We start from the raw sequence: 14,092 nt of genomic DNA on the forward strand, positions 1-14,092 counted from the left end.
TCGTGCTATAACTAATACAGCATGTAAAAGCAGCGCCTTGTTAATATTAAAGGTGTAACTATTCCCATACACTGCAAACATTGTTAATATTCTGTGTTGCTTTAAACCTGCTTTTAACCCGTAACTTGCAAAATAATAATATGACCAGTCCCATGAAATCATTTCTATTAAGAGTTGCCTCACTGGCAATGCTAGGTAGCTGTAGCGTTAGTGCTCAGGCTGCCCCCCAGTTATTGCTAATGGCCGATGATCTACAAGTGTGTTCCAGTGAGCGATTACGCTACTGTAACAGCGAATCTCGCGAGCGCTTGAATAAGAACAGCTATAAACAACAGCCGGTTTTCAAGATCACCGATGAAGGCCTAGAGCGCATTGTTGATATGGCCTGGACCGAACAGCCGGAAATCCGTAAACAGGCTGTGGAAATTCTAACTAAGGCACGGCAACATTTTGCCGATGATGCCTTTAGCCAACAAGAATTCGAGCGTTACCTGCGTCGCAGCGACTTTAAGTTGAGCAACAGCGAGGAAACTGCACGGGAGTTTTGGTTTAATTTATTTGGTTTTGAGCAGCAAAACTTTTTTGACCTGCTTGAACAAAAACAAGAGCTTAAAAAGCGCAGCTTAAAGCCACAAGTTGATCTTGAGGGCACCCGTGATTGGGTCACAAAAGACGCATTCGCCGAGCTGTTCACGGCCGCACAGGGCATTGCCGACGCAAAACGTAAGCCTCGCATCGCCTTTGTAACCGGTGGCAGTCGCGACCCTTACCGCGATGTCGATTATTATCAAACCTTGTTTGAACAACTGGGTTTTGAGGCGCATTGGTTAGCCATCGATGGGGCAATGCAAACCGTGATCAATGCCAATGATGCGGCACTCTGTGCTGACCTGGCCGACTATCAGGTTTCGCGTTTGGCGAGCTTCCGTCGCGATGCGCTTTATCCGCAGCTATATCAAAAACAGCAAAAGCTATGTCGTGACCCGGAACAGCTATATGATCTGCTGCGCCGCTCGGATGCACTGTTTATAGCCGATTCCAGCCCATTACTGCTGTACCATGCGTTTTATCAAAATGCCAACCAGCCCAGTGAGCTGCTTAATAAAATCAAAGAAATGAGTGCAAAAGGTCAACTGCTGGTAGCGGCTCAGGGCGAAGCTGTGAATGCCTTGGTGGGTGGTGGCCGTAATGCCACAATCTTGTCCGGCGACGGTGTACAGGTTTTAACAGAAGACCCGATTGTTTATGGCAACGGCTTTGAGGCTTGTCGCCTGGGGGTTGACTGTATTTCGGTCACCAATAGTCGTGAACTGAGCTATCTGCAGTCTGGAGTGTTGGGCCTTTTCCCATGGGGCACCTTAGATACGCAAGTGGCGCGTCACGGTAAACAGCCTCGCTTAATCAAGGCCGGTGTTCAGAGTGCAAGCTCGATGATCTTTGGTCTTGATAGTAACAGTTATGCGCGTATCGACCGTATTGCCGATGGCGATAAGGACGACATTGAAATTCAGGTATTTGGTGAAGGCGGCCTATGGTTAGGCGATATGCGCCAAAGCCAGGATTCCATGTCGGGAGCGACGCAATTTGGTCCCTTCGATAGTTATTTCCTGACTCATGAAGATAAGATCAGCATGCGTGGCGGCGTGGTTAATGTTGAGCTGGCGGTTTGGAAGCAAGCGGTGAACACCACCAGTGCCGGTCCGTTAGTGAACTCATCGACACCATTCAGTCGCGCCAACTACCACAAGCTAGGGCAAATGCAATGTAATACCGGGGCGGCAACCGCCGGTGGTACCAGTGATATTGACAGCCAAAGCTTTGAGCTAACCCTTAGCGCCAGCGGCGCCAGCAATATGCGAAAAGGGGTGTTGGTCAAAGGTGGTAAACGCATAGGCGTATGCTCATTCGCAAGAATCTCAACGCAGATACTGCCAAAGGCACTCTAAGTTGATTACAATATAGGGGTTTTGTAGCAAAACCCCTTTTTTTATGATTGACTCTTCCCTGAGCCCTTGGGTTCGTGTTTTAACAAATCTCCTAATACGCTTCGGGACTTGGTATGCCGGCGCCATCGTCTATGGCGTGTTCATAGTTGCGGCGCTGATTTTCAGTGCCATGTATTATTATGTGGCCACCGGCGAAATCATGCTCTTGGACGTATTGGCGGTGGTATTTTTTACCGCCGTGGCAGCGCCCATGGTGATCATGGTGGTGCTGCAATCCGTGGCGCAACTACAAGACTCACAAAAATACCTAGAGACGGCGACCAAGCAAGAGAAGCTGCTCAACCAATCATTAAAAGACAATATCCGCCTGTTAAATACAGAGATCGATGAGCGGAAAATGGCTCTGAATGCCAAATACCGTGCCATTGACGAGCTGCGCCGGGAAATTGCCGAACGTAAGAAAACCCAGGTTGAATTGGCGGAGCAGGGCATGTTACTGCGCTCCATCGTCGACTCTTCCCCCGACCTTTTCTATTACCGTGACCGTCAAGGGGTGTTCGCGGGCTGCAACAAGATGTTTGAAAAGGTGATGAATCGCAGTTCGGACCAGCTTATCGGCAAGAAAGCCGAAGACATCTATCCGGCACAACTATTACCGGCGGTGTTAAAAACCGATCGCCAGGTCGAGTCTACACATGAAGCGGTTACCGTCGATGTGCAATATCCGGTGGATGGCGAACAGTATTGGTTTGAGATGCGCAAGCTGCCGTTTATTAATGATAAAGGTGAGTATATAGGTTTGTTGGCGTTTGGCCGGGATATCACCAGTCGTAAAGAAGCGGAACAAGCGCTGGAAACCGCCTATAAAGACAAGGGTAAGTTTATTGCCACCTTGTCTCATGAGCTGCGTACGCCGCTTAATGGCATCGTCGGTTTAACACGTATGCTGCTCGATACCGAGCTTAGCAAGCAACAACGTAGCTGGTGTAATACGGTGTTTTCCAGTGCCGAAACCCTGGGCAATATATTCAACGATATTATCGACCTGGATAAAATTGACCGTGAGCAGCTGGATATAGTGACCGAGCCGGTCAGTGTCGCCGATTTCATTAATGACGTGGTCAACTTTGGCAGCTTAATCGCCGCGCAAAAAGAGTTGTCATTCAACATCGAGCGCTTTGGGGAGCTCAATGTATATGCGCAAATCGATCCAACGCGTCTGCGTCAGGTGCTGTGGAACCTGATTAATAACGCCGTTAAGTTTACCACTGAAGGTGGGGTGTCCCTGCTTTGTGAGCACCAGCAACTTGGTGAGGAACACAGTTTAATTCTGACGGTGCGCGATTCGGGTATTGGTATCCCGGACGATCAGCTTAGCCATATTTTTGACATGTATTATAAAGCCCCTGATGCCAGCGGTGCCAATGCCATTGGTTCAGGCATCGGCTTGGCGGTGACCAAGGCCCTGGTTACGGCAATGGGTGGGGATATTCAGGTCACCTCGCAAAAAGGCGAGGGCAGTATTTTTACCGTCTCTATTCCACTGCAACTGACCAGTGCTCCGGTAATCGAGAGCTATGAGTGCAAGAGTCTCAATATTTTGCTGGTTGAAGACGTGCCTTTGAATGCGGAAATCGCCACCAATTTACTGGAGCAGCGCGGCCATGAAGTGATCTGGGCGGAAACCGGTGAAGATGCGCTGGCCTTTGTGGAAACCGAGGATGACCTTGATCTGGTGTTATTGGATATGCAGTTACCGGACATCAACGGTGATGTGGTGGCCAGAGAAATCCGCGAACAAAGAGAGTTTGACCATCTTCCCATAGTGGTGCTCACCGCGAATGTACGCAGCGCCGAAGAAGAGCTGGAAGGCATTAATATTCAAGGGGCGCTTGCCAAGCCTATTAATACGGCCAAGCTTGATAATATGCTCTCCAAGCTGTTTGGCATAGGTCAGGGATGTATGCAGCAGGTGGCGGCAGAGCGCTTGGTGCATCAACAAACTGTAGCCCCCACCCTTGATCTTGATGAGCGCTTGCTCGATCAGGAAATTATCGGTGAATTCCTCGACTCCATGGGCGTAACGGCGTTTTCACGCAGTGTGGCACTGTTTGCCAAGCTTGCCCCGGGTTATCAACAAGAACTGGTTGCCAGTGTCGAAGATGACGTTGAGGAGTATAAGTCTGTGGCCCATAAGCTGAAAGGGGCCGCCGGTTCGGTGGGTCTAAAAGCGGTGCAGTTACAGGCTAAGAAGATGGAAAATCAGTGTCTTGAAGTGGCACCAGAGCAGCGTCAGAGTTGGCTGGATGAGTTAGACGAGCAAATAAAAGAAGGGCTCGAGGCCCTTCAGTCATTCTTATCTAATTTGGCAGATGATTAAGAGTTATTATCAATCTTGCCAATGAAGCGATAGCCTTCACCATGGATGGTGCTGATTAGCTCCGGTGTGCTGTTGTCGCTTTCGAAGTGCTTACGAATACGGCGAATGGTTACATCCACAGTACGGTCGTTGGCACGCAATTCACGGCCAGTCATATGCTTAATTAACTGCTCACGGCTAAAAATGCGGCCCGGTGAGTCAAGCATCAGACGCAGTGCACGGTATTCACCCTTAGGTAGGCGCTTGGATTCGCCCGCTGGTGAAGTTAGGCAGCGACTATTTTCGTCCAGCTCCCAACCGTTAAAGTTTACAACGCCATCTGAATCTAGCGCCGGATCGTCCTTGCTCGCTGCTGTGCGAGAAATAAGGTTGCGGGCGCGAATGGTTAACTCGCGAGGATTAAATGGCTTGGTAATGTAGTCATCAGCGCCAATTTCTAGGCCAAGAATACGGTCGACATCGTTGTCACGACCGGTCAAGAAAATAAGGCCAACATTACGCTTCTGGCGTAACTCGCGCGCGAGGATCAGGCCGTTTTTACCTGGTAAGTTGATGTCCATAACAACCAGGTTAATATCATCATTGGTGGTGAGTTTGTCATGCATATCATCACCATCAATGGCTTCAATCACTTTGTAGCCTTCAGCTTCGAATAAGCTAACGAGGTTTAGACGGGTAACATCTTCATCCTCAACGATCAGAATGACTGGCGTTTGCATTGTTTATTAACCTTTTCGGAATAAATTATTTACATAAAGCCGGAAAATAGGAACTCTCCGAATACTTGCGATTATAGGAGTATATCTAAATGTTAACAAGTAAAATCAATTTGGATAAAATTTAGACGTACCCAACTGCCTTGCTGCCTATTTACACTAATTTTGCAGCCGGCGTTCTTTGTTGACATACAATCGAATTTGCTCACCCTTTGTTCACCAAGTCTTTGCTTGGTTTAGGGTAAGATGCTCAAATTCGACCTTTAATAAATAATAAATTCAAGGGCGAATTTTGAGCCAAGGAGATAGTATATCATTCTCTTTTTTACCCTTCAAAGCATGGGATGACTGTTCTGTAAAAAAGTTCCTTTATTTTTATACTTTTACTGTGTTTTTTACGCTTGATAACGTTTTTTTACGAATTATTCGGCTTTTGTTGCATTTAGTTAAACAAAAAAACATCGATGCTGCCGCCGTGTGAGCATTATCAATACTATGGTTAAATTGTAAGCGACAAACGAAGCGAGGTAGGAAGAGCCAGATGTTAACGCCAGAGAGAAAGCGTATCGCCCCGTCGTTGCTTGATGTCTATCTAGATGATTATAAAGGAGCCCGCTTTGTGTTTGCGCAGCCGCTGCCTAAAGCGGCGAGCGGCTGCGTCATTACCGCCTTTAACCCTTACGGGCGGAAAGTAGGAATACGTAAAAACCGCTGTCGACACGGCTTGCTGATTGATGCGATTAGGCACTTTCGTTATACCAAGGGTTTTGGTGGCAATAAACAAATGCAATACCGGGAGGCCAGTGTGTTTGTATACTGTCATCCAAAATTGGCGTGGAGTTATCTACGGCGCTTTCAACAAAATGGTGTGTATCTGGTGCGCCGAGGAGAGCTGCATTTATTGCTGGCCGATGGCCGGGAATTGAAGCTGGGCTGCACTCTAGGGAGGCGAATACGAAAACGCCCTGATTTGCCTAGGCTAAGCAGGGCGCAAGCGCTTTAGCGGTTTTGATATACGGCAAAACGCTTGGTTTTGGCCAAGGTACCATGATGCTTAAAGTGCGCTTGTAGTTGCTCCGGGTAGGCCAAGAAGCTATTGGCCACCAGGGTTAGCTCGCCACCTCGGTTTAAGTGATCCTTGGCACAAGCAAAGAAGCGCTCGGTAATTTTATAATCGGTTTTTAAGCCGGTATGAAACGGCGGATTACTGATGATTAAGTCAAAGCGTTGATCTACTTCGCTTAAACCATCGCTGAGTAGGACCGAGCCATCAATATTATTGGCGGCAAAGGTTTGTGCCGTGGCATATCCCGCCAGGGCGCTAACGTCTAATCCGGTAACTTTCACCTTGGGGTTTCGCTTGGCGCAGAAGCTGGCAATAATGCCGGCGCCACAGCCAAAGTCCAGTAGGCTTTTCGCTTTAGGGTAGGCGGGCAGACTGTCTAACAGCAAGGCGGTGCCATCATCCAGTTGACCATGGTTAAAGACCCCAGGCAGGCTAACGATGTCACACTCTATGTTTTGCCCGGCGATATCGTGCGTTAGCGTAAAGGTTTTGTGGTAGCGGCTAATGTCAAACTCGGCTAACAGTTCGATATCCGTGTACTGATACAACTGGCAATGTTTCGCCGAGTCGACCTTATGACCCTGAGCAAGGCCTTTAAGCTGTTTTTCAATTGACTTAACGCCGCCCTTTTTCTCACCTACGACCAGTAGCCGCGCATCGGCGTTGATGCTGGCGCGAATATTATCCAAGGTCATCAGGGCTTCGGCCTTGGCCTTAGGGTAGTAGTAGATCACCAGATCAAATTTTTGCTCTGGTAACTGGTGGGAGACCAAGGTAGTGATATTGGCGCCGCTCAGTTGATTTTTTGCAAACTGGCCGTCGGCAAAATTGTAACTGAATAGGTAAATATTCCCTTGCGGGTTAAGGGCCCGCAATTGGTGAGCGAAACCATCGCAGTTAAAGTTAACCACTAAAATTGAGTCGGCACTCAATAGCTCATCACTGCGCAGCAACAGCTGCGATGGATTACTCAACTGCATCTTATTTCACGCGCTCGAACATAAGGTCCCATACGCCGTGACCCAGACGGTGACCGCGCTGCTCAAACTTGGTAAGCGGACGAGAATCGGGACGTGGCACATAGTCATTGGTTGGCGACTGATTAGCATAGTTCTCGCTTGCCTGCATAACTTCAAGCATATGCTCGGCATAGTTTTCCCAGTCGGTGGCCATATGGAAAACACCGCCGATTTTTAATTTACTGCGCAGGCTCTCGACAAACTCCGGCTGAACAATGCGGCGCTTGTGATGGCGCTTTTTATGCCATGGATCGGGGAAGAATAGCTGTACCTTGGCCAGTGAGCCGTCGGCAATACAGTCTGCCAATACTTCAACGGCATCGTGTTCAAATACGCGTAGATTAGTCACACCCTCGGCATCGGCATCCATTAAGCAGGCACCCACACCCGGGCGGTGTACTTCAATGCCAATAAAGTTACTGTTTGGGTCGTTCTTGGCCATTTCGACCAGTGACTTACCCATGCCAAAACCGATTTCCAGCACCACATCGTTGTCGTTGCCAAATACCTTGGTGAAATCAAGCAGACCGTCTTTATGTTCCAGGCCCATGCTTGGCCAACACTTTTCTAATGACGCTGCCTGACCTTTGGTTAAGCGGCCTTCACGTTTTACAAAGCTACGCACCTTGCGAATATATTTGCCTTCGCGCTCGGCTTGCGCAAGAGCCTGTTGTGTTGATTCACTCATGATAGTGGCTGTCCTAATGAAAATGGGTGCGTATTATCCCCACTTGCGTGCTTAAGTACAAGTCGGTGGCTATTGATATTTATCGACACAATTATAGACTGGGCGCAATTTAAAAAAGCAAAGAGTAATGTAGTGGAATTATCTCAAGAAATGCGAACCTGGTTCGCCGAGCAGATTGTCGATTGGTACGACTTATGTGGGCGTAAAACCTTGCCTTGGCAATTAGCAAAAACGCCTTATAAGGTTTGGGTTTCGGAGATTATGCTACAACAAACCCAGGTAGCGACGGTGATCCCCTACTTTAATCGTTTTATGGCGCGCTTCGCCACCATAGAAGACTTGGCCGAGGCCGATGAGGATGAGGTACTGCATTATTGGACCGGTCTGGGCTATTACGCGCGGGCAAGAAACCTACATAAAACCGCAAAGCTTATATGCGCCGAGCATCAGGGTGAGTTTCCACAAACCTTGGAGCAGGTAATGGCGCTACCGGGTATTGGCCGTTCCACCGCCGGAGCCATTTTAAGCTTATCGCGCGGGGAGCATCATCCCATTTTGGACGGCAACGTTAAACGTGTGCTGGCCCGTTGTTTTATGGTTGAAGGCTGGTATGGGGTTAAAAAGGTTGAAAATCAGCTATGGCAGCTTAGTGAACAGCTTACCCCTAAAAACGGCGTGACCCAGTTTAATCAGGCCATGATGGACTTGGGGTCAAGTCTATGTTCACGCAGCAAGTTTGATTGTGACCCCTGTCCGTTAAACAGCCGCTGTTTGGCTTTTAAACACAATAAGGTGGGTGAATTTCCACATTCTAAGCCAAAAAAACAGGTGCCGAAAAAAAGCTGCACCATGTTGATCCCCGTTATTGACGGACACACCTATATGGAGAAGAGACCCAGTAGCGGGATCTGGGGTGGCTTGCATTGTTTTTTAGAGTTTGCCGACCAGGAGCAGGCGCAACAGCATGTGGCCCAGCAGGGGTGGCAGGGTAAGGTACATGAGCTTGAGCCGTTTACCCATATTTTCTCCCATTTCCAGCTTAGTATTAGCCCCATGATAGTGCTACTGGATAAGGCTCCGGCAGGCTTGGCAGAAGGTGGATTACTGGAGTATGACCTAATTAACGAGCCTCCGGTTGGTCTCGCAGCCCCGACGAAGAAGTTATTGAAACAACTAAAGCGTCACTTGGCAGATGCGAGCACTTCTGCATTAGGGTAAACTAGGTTCAATATAAACAGCTGCGTAGGTAGAGGATAAATATGGCACGCACAGTATTTTGCCAAAAATTGCAAAAAGAAGCCCCGGGGCTAGATTATCAGCTATACCCAGGTGAAGTGGGTGAGAAAATCTTTAATAACATTTCAAAAGAAGCCTGGTCACAGTGGCAACAAAAGCAGACCATGCTGATTAACGAGAAGCATCTTAATATGATGGATCCTGAACATCGTACTTTCCTAGAAGAGCAGATGGTTGGCTTCCTTTTCGAAGGTAAAGAAGTCGAAATTGAAGGCTACAGACCACCTGAAAAATAAGCGATTTGCTGGGATTTTCGGCAATAAATCCCAGTTTGCATGATTTGTGTGCAAACGAATTGTTTATTTTAAAAAATGGTTGACTTGGTACCCTAAAAACCGTTTAATACGCCGCACGCCCAGATAGCTCAGTCGGTAGAGCAGGGGATTGAAAATCCCCGTGTCGGTGGTTCGATTCCGCCTCTGGGCACCATTTTTGGTGTTCTTGATTAAATCGGGAATACGCACACTTTTGTGTGCCTGCTTAGCTCAGTTGGTAGAGCAACTGACTTGTAATCAGTAGGTCGCCAGTTCGACTCCGGCAGCAGGCACCATTTATATTTGCCCAGATAGCTCAGTTGGGCGAAACGAAACCGAAGCATGGCTTCGCAGTTCGTTGAGGTGGAGTCAGGATGACGACAGGACCTCGTTTCAAGGATGAATTTAGAGCACAAGAAACAAATTCTTGCCCAGATAGCTCAGTCGGTAGAGCAGGGGATTGAAAATCCCCGTGTCGGTGGTTCGATTCCGCCTCTGGGCACCATTATTAAATGTGGTGCTGAACAGCACCATTTTTATTGCCCAGATAGCTCAGTTGGGCGAGACGAAACCGAAGCACAGCTTCGCAGTTCGTTGAGGTGGAGTCAGGATGACGACAGGACCTCGCTTCATGGATGAATTAGAAGCAGAGCAAAGTATTTTGCCCAGATAGCTCAGTCGGTAGAGCAGGGGATTGAAAATCCCCGTGTCGGTGGTTCGATTCCGCCTCTGGGCACCACTAATAAAAAAACCCTGATCAGCAATGGTCGGGGTTTTTTATTGCCTGAAATTTAGTGGCTTAGGCGCAATCTCACGCTCTTTATTGTCGGTGGTTCGATGGTGAACTACCTCCCTGTAGTTCACCGCTTATCCAAGGATAAGCGGCCAGCCGTCGCTGGCTAAAATTGTTCCCGGCAATTTTATCCGCCTCTGGGCACCACTAATAAACAAACCCTGATCAGCAATGGTCGGGGTTTTTTATTGCCTGAAATTTAGTGGCTTAGGCGCAATCTCACGCTCTTTATTGTCGGTGGTTCGATGGTGAACTACCTCCCTATAGTTCACCGCTTATCCAAGGATAAGCGGCCAGCCGTCGCTGTCTAAATTGTTCCCGACAATTTTATCCGCCTCTGGGCACCACTAATAAACAAACCCTGATCAGCAATGGTCGGGGTTTTTATTGCCTGAAATTTAGTGGCTCAGGTGCAATCTCACGCTTTTCATTACCTGAAATAATTTTATGGATATAAAAAAGGCGACCCAGAGGCCGCCTTATAACTAATTCACTACTTAAGATCAGTAAATTTTACCTTCGGCATTATCTTTCAACGGGGCGACTCGTGAAGGTGTGGCTTTCGCACTCACCAGTGGCTCGCTCGCCATTGCCAATAGAGTTACCGACTTATAAATAGACTCAAAGTCCAGGTTTGCCAGTTCGTCTTTCGGGGTATGGTAGTGGTCGTTATTAGCCATATCTGTTGAACTAAAGCTATGTGCGGGTACGCCCATCCCGGCTAAAGAGGCATTGTCAGAGCGGTAAAATAAATTCAGCTTAGGGTAGGGGTTGGCCTGAATATGATTCTCCAGCGGCAGACTCTGGTTAAGCACCGCCTGTAAATCAGACTTATCGGCTCCCGTCATCCACAGGTTACCGCTGCCAAATGGAGAGGGTTTGCCGATCATTTCGATGTTGATCATGGCGGCGATGGCATCCGGGTTTTGCGTGGTGGCAAAGTGCTTAGAGCCGATCAAACCCATCTCTTCAGCGGTGAAGGCAGCAAACATCAGGGTGCGTTCGTTATCGCCTTGACGGGCATAATGCTGAGCTAGGTTTAACATGGCACCGGTTCCCGAGGCATTATCATTGGCACCGTTATAAATGCTGTCCTGCTCCTCACCTTCTTCTTGCTGATGACCATGTTGATCTTTTTTGCTTTCACCCAGGTGATCATAGTGGGCACTAAAGAGCACCACGTCGGCATCTTCTTTCTTGCCGGGAAGAATGCCGATAACATTGGTGAGCTGCTGCGTTTTAACCTCATTGACGACTTTAACGTCCAGGTCTTTTACTTCGCCTTCGTAACCCAGCACCAAGACCATAGCACCTTGATCTTTAAGCTCCAGCTTAGTCAGGCCATTATTAAAATAGTTTTGATAACGAGTGAAAAGCTCTTCGTGGGCCTTATTAACAAGAACCAGGTGATTGCCACCCTGTTGGTTTAATTTGCGTAGCTGTTCGCGAAGATCAGCATCGGCGGAGATCTGGGTAATAACCAGTTCATCTGCCTGTTGCCACGCGAAGCCATCAGATTGGGAAACAACGGCTAGGCTTTCAGTTTTAACCGCTTGGTTATTCAAACTGACTGACACCGACTTGGGCGTCACCGAGTGCAAATCAAATTGCTGCTTAAAGCCTTCTGCACCGGGCATAGGTTGTAGGCCTATGCTGGTAAAGCGCTGGGCTATGTAATCGGCGGCAACGTCTATTTCCGCAGAGAAGGTTTTGCGGCCCTTGAGATCGTCACTGGCAAGATAGCTGATGTCTTGTTCTAGCTGTGTGCGTTCGAAATACAGAGCATTATCGGTTGAGCTACAGGCGCTAAGGGTTGCCGCGGCTATTAAGCTAAGTAGCGGGAGCTTAGTTTTCATTTTTGATTCCCATAAAATTACGTAAAAAATAACAAGCACAGCACGCAGAGGCACTCCTTGCTCGGGTTTTAGTGTAATAAAAAAGCAGCAATGAAAGAAGCTCTGCGGTCGATATCGCCAGCAGACACAGTAAAGCATATTTGCCACAGGTGTAAGTAAGCACTTACCTTGCTAGTGAGAAAGCAAGGTAAGCAGGAGAGCTAAGGGGGCTGTAGCTTATCCCAGCCAGTGCACTAGCCAAGGGTAGTAAAGCGGAACCAGCAGTGGTGTGAGTATGGCGCTTAATGCCATGGCCGCCGAGGCGTAGGCGGCGCTTAATTCGTTATCGGCGATGGCGGTAGCTGTGCCTATGGCATGACAGGCGCCGCCTAAGGCCAGGCCTTGGGCACTGCGATCTTTAATGCCAAACAGGCGTAACAGGCTAAAACCGACAATGGCACCGACCACACCGATAAGGATCACCATAGAGGCGGCAATGCTACCAATACCGCCCAGTTGTTCGGTTACCAACAGGGTGATGGGAGTGGTAACTGAGAGACTGGCTAAAGATGCCTTTAGCTGCTGTGGGACATCGAGCACGGTGGCAATAACATAGGCACTGCTGGTGGCCATAATAACTCCCACGGCTACGGCGATAAGGATCAGCAGCAGTTGCTTTTTAAGCTGATGTATTTGTTTATACAAGGGCACCGCCAGTGCTACTACGGCCAGCTCCAAGAGGTAATTAAAGGGAGACGTGGCACGGCTGTAGCTGGGCAGATCAAGATCAAACAGCACCAGGCATAAAACGGACGCAATTATGGTCCACAATACCGGGTTTAACAGCGGTGAGTTCACTTTAGCGTGGAGCTGACGCAAACACAGAAAAGCGATAATGGTCAAAGGTAGCGCCAACCACATCATGACGTGCCCCTTAGCCTTTGCATTAAAAAGCCTATGCTGATTAAGCCCAATGCCGGCACCAAAAACAAACAAAGCAAGAGTACCAACCAGTGCTCGGCGATAAGCGGGCTATGTTCTACCACCTTGGCGGCGGCGGGGACGAAAAAAAGCGGCATAAAATTGAGCAAGGGTTGTGTGCCAGGCTGCAACCAATGCAATTTTAATAGCCCAAGCTGCAGGGCTAAAAACAGCGCTAACATGGCACTGAGCGGCGCTGGAAAGGAAAAAGCAAAGTAGTCGCTTATTAAGTGTGCTGTAACAAGAAAACTACTTAAGATGGCCCAGCTTACTGGGAGGCGCAGGGCCAACTTAGCATGTTTACCAAGAGCGGCGATGTTGATAGTCATATTGTTTATCACTGCTGGCATTTTTAATGGCGATGCGGGTATTTTTGCACATAAGTAGGCGGATCTGCGACCAGGTTTCTTTCGCTAATTGGCGACGATGACCTTGGCGATAGGCGCTGGTGGTCAGGCGCTTAATGGCGGCCATGGCATCGGGAGAGCGTTCACTAATATCGGCAATCAGTTGCTGCGCCGCTGCCATAGGGTTTTCTTCTATGGCTGAGATAAGCCCAAGTTCCAGTGCTTCACTGGCTTCAATAGGCTGAGCCGTCAGTGCCAGACGTTGATAGTCGTCGGCTTTAAGCAGGCTGGGAATAATCAGGCTGGCGCCCATGTCCGGACATAAGCCCCAGCGCGCCTCCATAATGGCAAAACTGGCGTCTTTGGTGGCTAGGCGAAAGTCGGCGCCCAGAGCTATTTGCATGCCGCCGCCCCAACAGCGCCCTTGCGTCAGGGCTATTACAGGCACATTTAATTCTTGCCAGCCTAAGGTCACGCGCTGTGCCAGGTTCTGATTGCCCGGCAGCCATTTAAACAGTAACGACAGTACCTGACGTGGCTTGGCCATCACGCCTTTAACATCCAGGCCGCTGCAAAAATCCTGGCCTTGGGCATCAAGGATCACGGCGCGTATATCCCGGCGTTTTTTAATCGTCTTGATGACCTTATCAAGCTGCTTAAACATTTCATAATTCAGGGCATTACGCTTTTGCGGACGCGATAGGGTGACATGGGCTATGTGTTCTTTAAAGCTGAGCGTTATCATTATTATCTCCTCTGACCACTAGCAAT

12 protein-coding genes and 4 tRNA genes are annotated in these 14,092 nt (G+C 48.6%); 9 read left to right on the forward strand and 7 right to left on the reverse strand.

Annotated features, from left to right (window positions below; genetic code table 11):
- The first annotated feature begins 152 nt into the window (after nt 1–152).
- Together C2M36_RS10580 and arcB are read left to right on the forward strand one after the other, a co-directional pair.
- Complete coding sequence (locus C2M36_RS10580) at nt 153–1,946, forward strand: hypothetical protein (RefSeq protein WP_158678923.1); 1,794 nt, start codon at nt 153–155, stop codon at nt 1,944–1,946.
- Between the two features lie 43 nt (nt 1,947–1,989).
- The gene (arcB, locus tag C2M36_RS10585; RefSeq protein WP_105254879.1) at nt 1,990–4,326 is read left to right on the forward strand and encodes an aerobic respiration two-component sensor histidine kinase ArcB; all 2,337 of its coding nucleotides are present in this window, start codon (nt 1,990–1,992) and stop codon (nt 4,324–4,326) included.
- On the opposite strand, the gene arcA is transcribed toward arcB, so the two are convergent.
- Complete coding sequence (arcA, locus tag C2M36_RS10590) at nt 4,323–5,045, reverse strand: two-component system response regulator ArcA (protein ID WP_105190597.1); 723 nt, start codon at nt 5,043–5,045, stop codon at nt 4,323–4,325. The genes arcB and arcA overlap by 4 nt on opposite strands.
- Before the next feature lie 538 nt (nt 5,046–5,583).
- Between arcA and C2M36_RS10595 the strand changes: the two genes are divergently transcribed.
- The gene (locus tag C2M36_RS10595) at nt 5,584–6,045 is read left to right on the forward strand and encodes a DUF3293 domain-containing protein (protein ID WP_105254880.1); all 462 of its coding nucleotides are present in this window, start codon (nt 5,584–5,586) and stop codon (nt 6,043–6,045) included.
- On the opposite strand, the gene C2M36_RS10600 is transcribed toward C2M36_RS10595, so the two are convergent.
- Both C2M36_RS10600 and trmB read right to left on the reverse strand, forming a co-directional pair.
- Entirely contained in the window at nt 6,042–7,088 is a 1,047-nt protein-coding gene (locus C2M36_RS10600) for a methyltransferase (RefSeq protein WP_105254881.1), read from the reverse strand. The genes C2M36_RS10595 and C2M36_RS10600 overlap by 4 nt on opposite strands.
- 1 nt (nt 7,089) lies before the next feature.
- The gene (gene trmB, locus C2M36_RS10605) at nt 7,090–7,815 is read right to left on the reverse strand and encodes a tRNA (guanosine(46)-N7)-methyltransferase TrmB (RefSeq protein WP_105254882.1); all 726 of its coding nucleotides are present in this window, start codon (nt 7,813–7,815) and stop codon (nt 7,090–7,092) included.
- 150 nt (nt 7,816–7,965) lie between these two features.
- On the opposite strand from trmB, the gene mutY reads away from it, so the two are divergent.
- The 6 genes from mutY (at nt 7,966) to C2M36_RS10635 (ending at nt 10,104) form a co-directional block, all read left to right on the forward strand.
- A complete protein-coding gene (gene mutY / locus C2M36_RS10610; protein ID WP_105255188.1) occupies nt 7,966–9,033 on the forward strand; it encodes an A/G-specific adenine glycosylase in 1,068 nt (355 codons plus the stop codon).
- 41 nt (nt 9,034–9,074) lie between these two features.
- Entirely contained in the window at nt 9,075–9,347 is a 273-nt protein-coding gene (locus tag C2M36_RS10615) for an oxidative damage protection protein (RefSeq protein WP_105190593.1), read from the forward strand.
- 117 nt (nt 9,348–9,464) lie between these two features.
- Nucleotides 9,465–9,540: transfer RNA gene (locus C2M36_RS10620), tRNA-Phe, on the forward strand.
- A gap of 45 nt (nt 9,541–9,585) precedes the next feature.
- Nucleotides 9,586–9,661 (forward strand) — tRNA-Thr (locus C2M36_RS10625).
- A gap of 133 nt (nt 9,662–9,794) precedes the next feature.
- Nucleotides 9,795–9,870 (forward strand) — tRNA-Phe (locus tag C2M36_RS10630).
- Between the two features lie 158 nt (nt 9,871–10,028).
- Nucleotides 10,029–10,104: transfer RNA gene (locus C2M36_RS10635), tRNA-Phe, on the forward strand.
- Between the two features lie 557 nt (nt 10,105–10,661).
- On the opposite strand, the gene C2M36_RS10640 is transcribed toward C2M36_RS10635, so the two are convergent.
- The 4 genes from C2M36_RS10640 to C2M36_RS10655 form a co-directional block, all read right to left on the reverse strand.
- The gene (locus C2M36_RS10640) at nt 10,662–12,014 is read right to left on the reverse strand and encodes a M28 family metallopeptidase (RefSeq protein WP_158678924.1); all 1,353 of its coding nucleotides are present in this window, start codon (nt 12,012–12,014) and stop codon (nt 10,662–10,664) included.
- Nucleotides 12,015–12,230: 216 nt separating this feature from the next.
- Entirely contained in the window at nt 12,231–12,917 is a 687-nt protein-coding gene (locus C2M36_RS10645; RefSeq protein WP_105254884.1) for an LrgB family protein, read from the reverse strand.
- Complete coding sequence (locus C2M36_RS10650) at nt 12,914–13,303, reverse strand: CidA/LrgA family protein (RefSeq protein ID WP_158678925.1); 390 nt, start codon at nt 13,301–13,303, stop codon at nt 12,914–12,916. The genes C2M36_RS10645 and C2M36_RS10650 overlap by 4 nt, the downstream gene beginning before the upstream one ends.
- Nucleotides 13,275–14,066 (reverse strand): crotonase/enoyl-CoA hydratase family protein, encoded by a 792-nt coding sequence (locus C2M36_RS10655; protein ID WP_105254886.1) that lies wholly within the window; start codon nt 14,064–14,066, stop codon nt 13,275–13,277. Before C2M36_RS10655 ends, C2M36_RS10650 begins: the two co-directional genes overlap by 29 nt.
- Nucleotides 14,067–14,092 lie beyond the last annotated feature (26 nt).

Origin of the sequence: Pseudoalteromonas sp. T1lg75, assembly GCF_002964705.1 — a bacterium.
Lineage (GTDB): Bacteria > Pseudomonadota > Gammaproteobacteria > Enterobacterales > Alteromonadaceae > Pseudoalteromonas.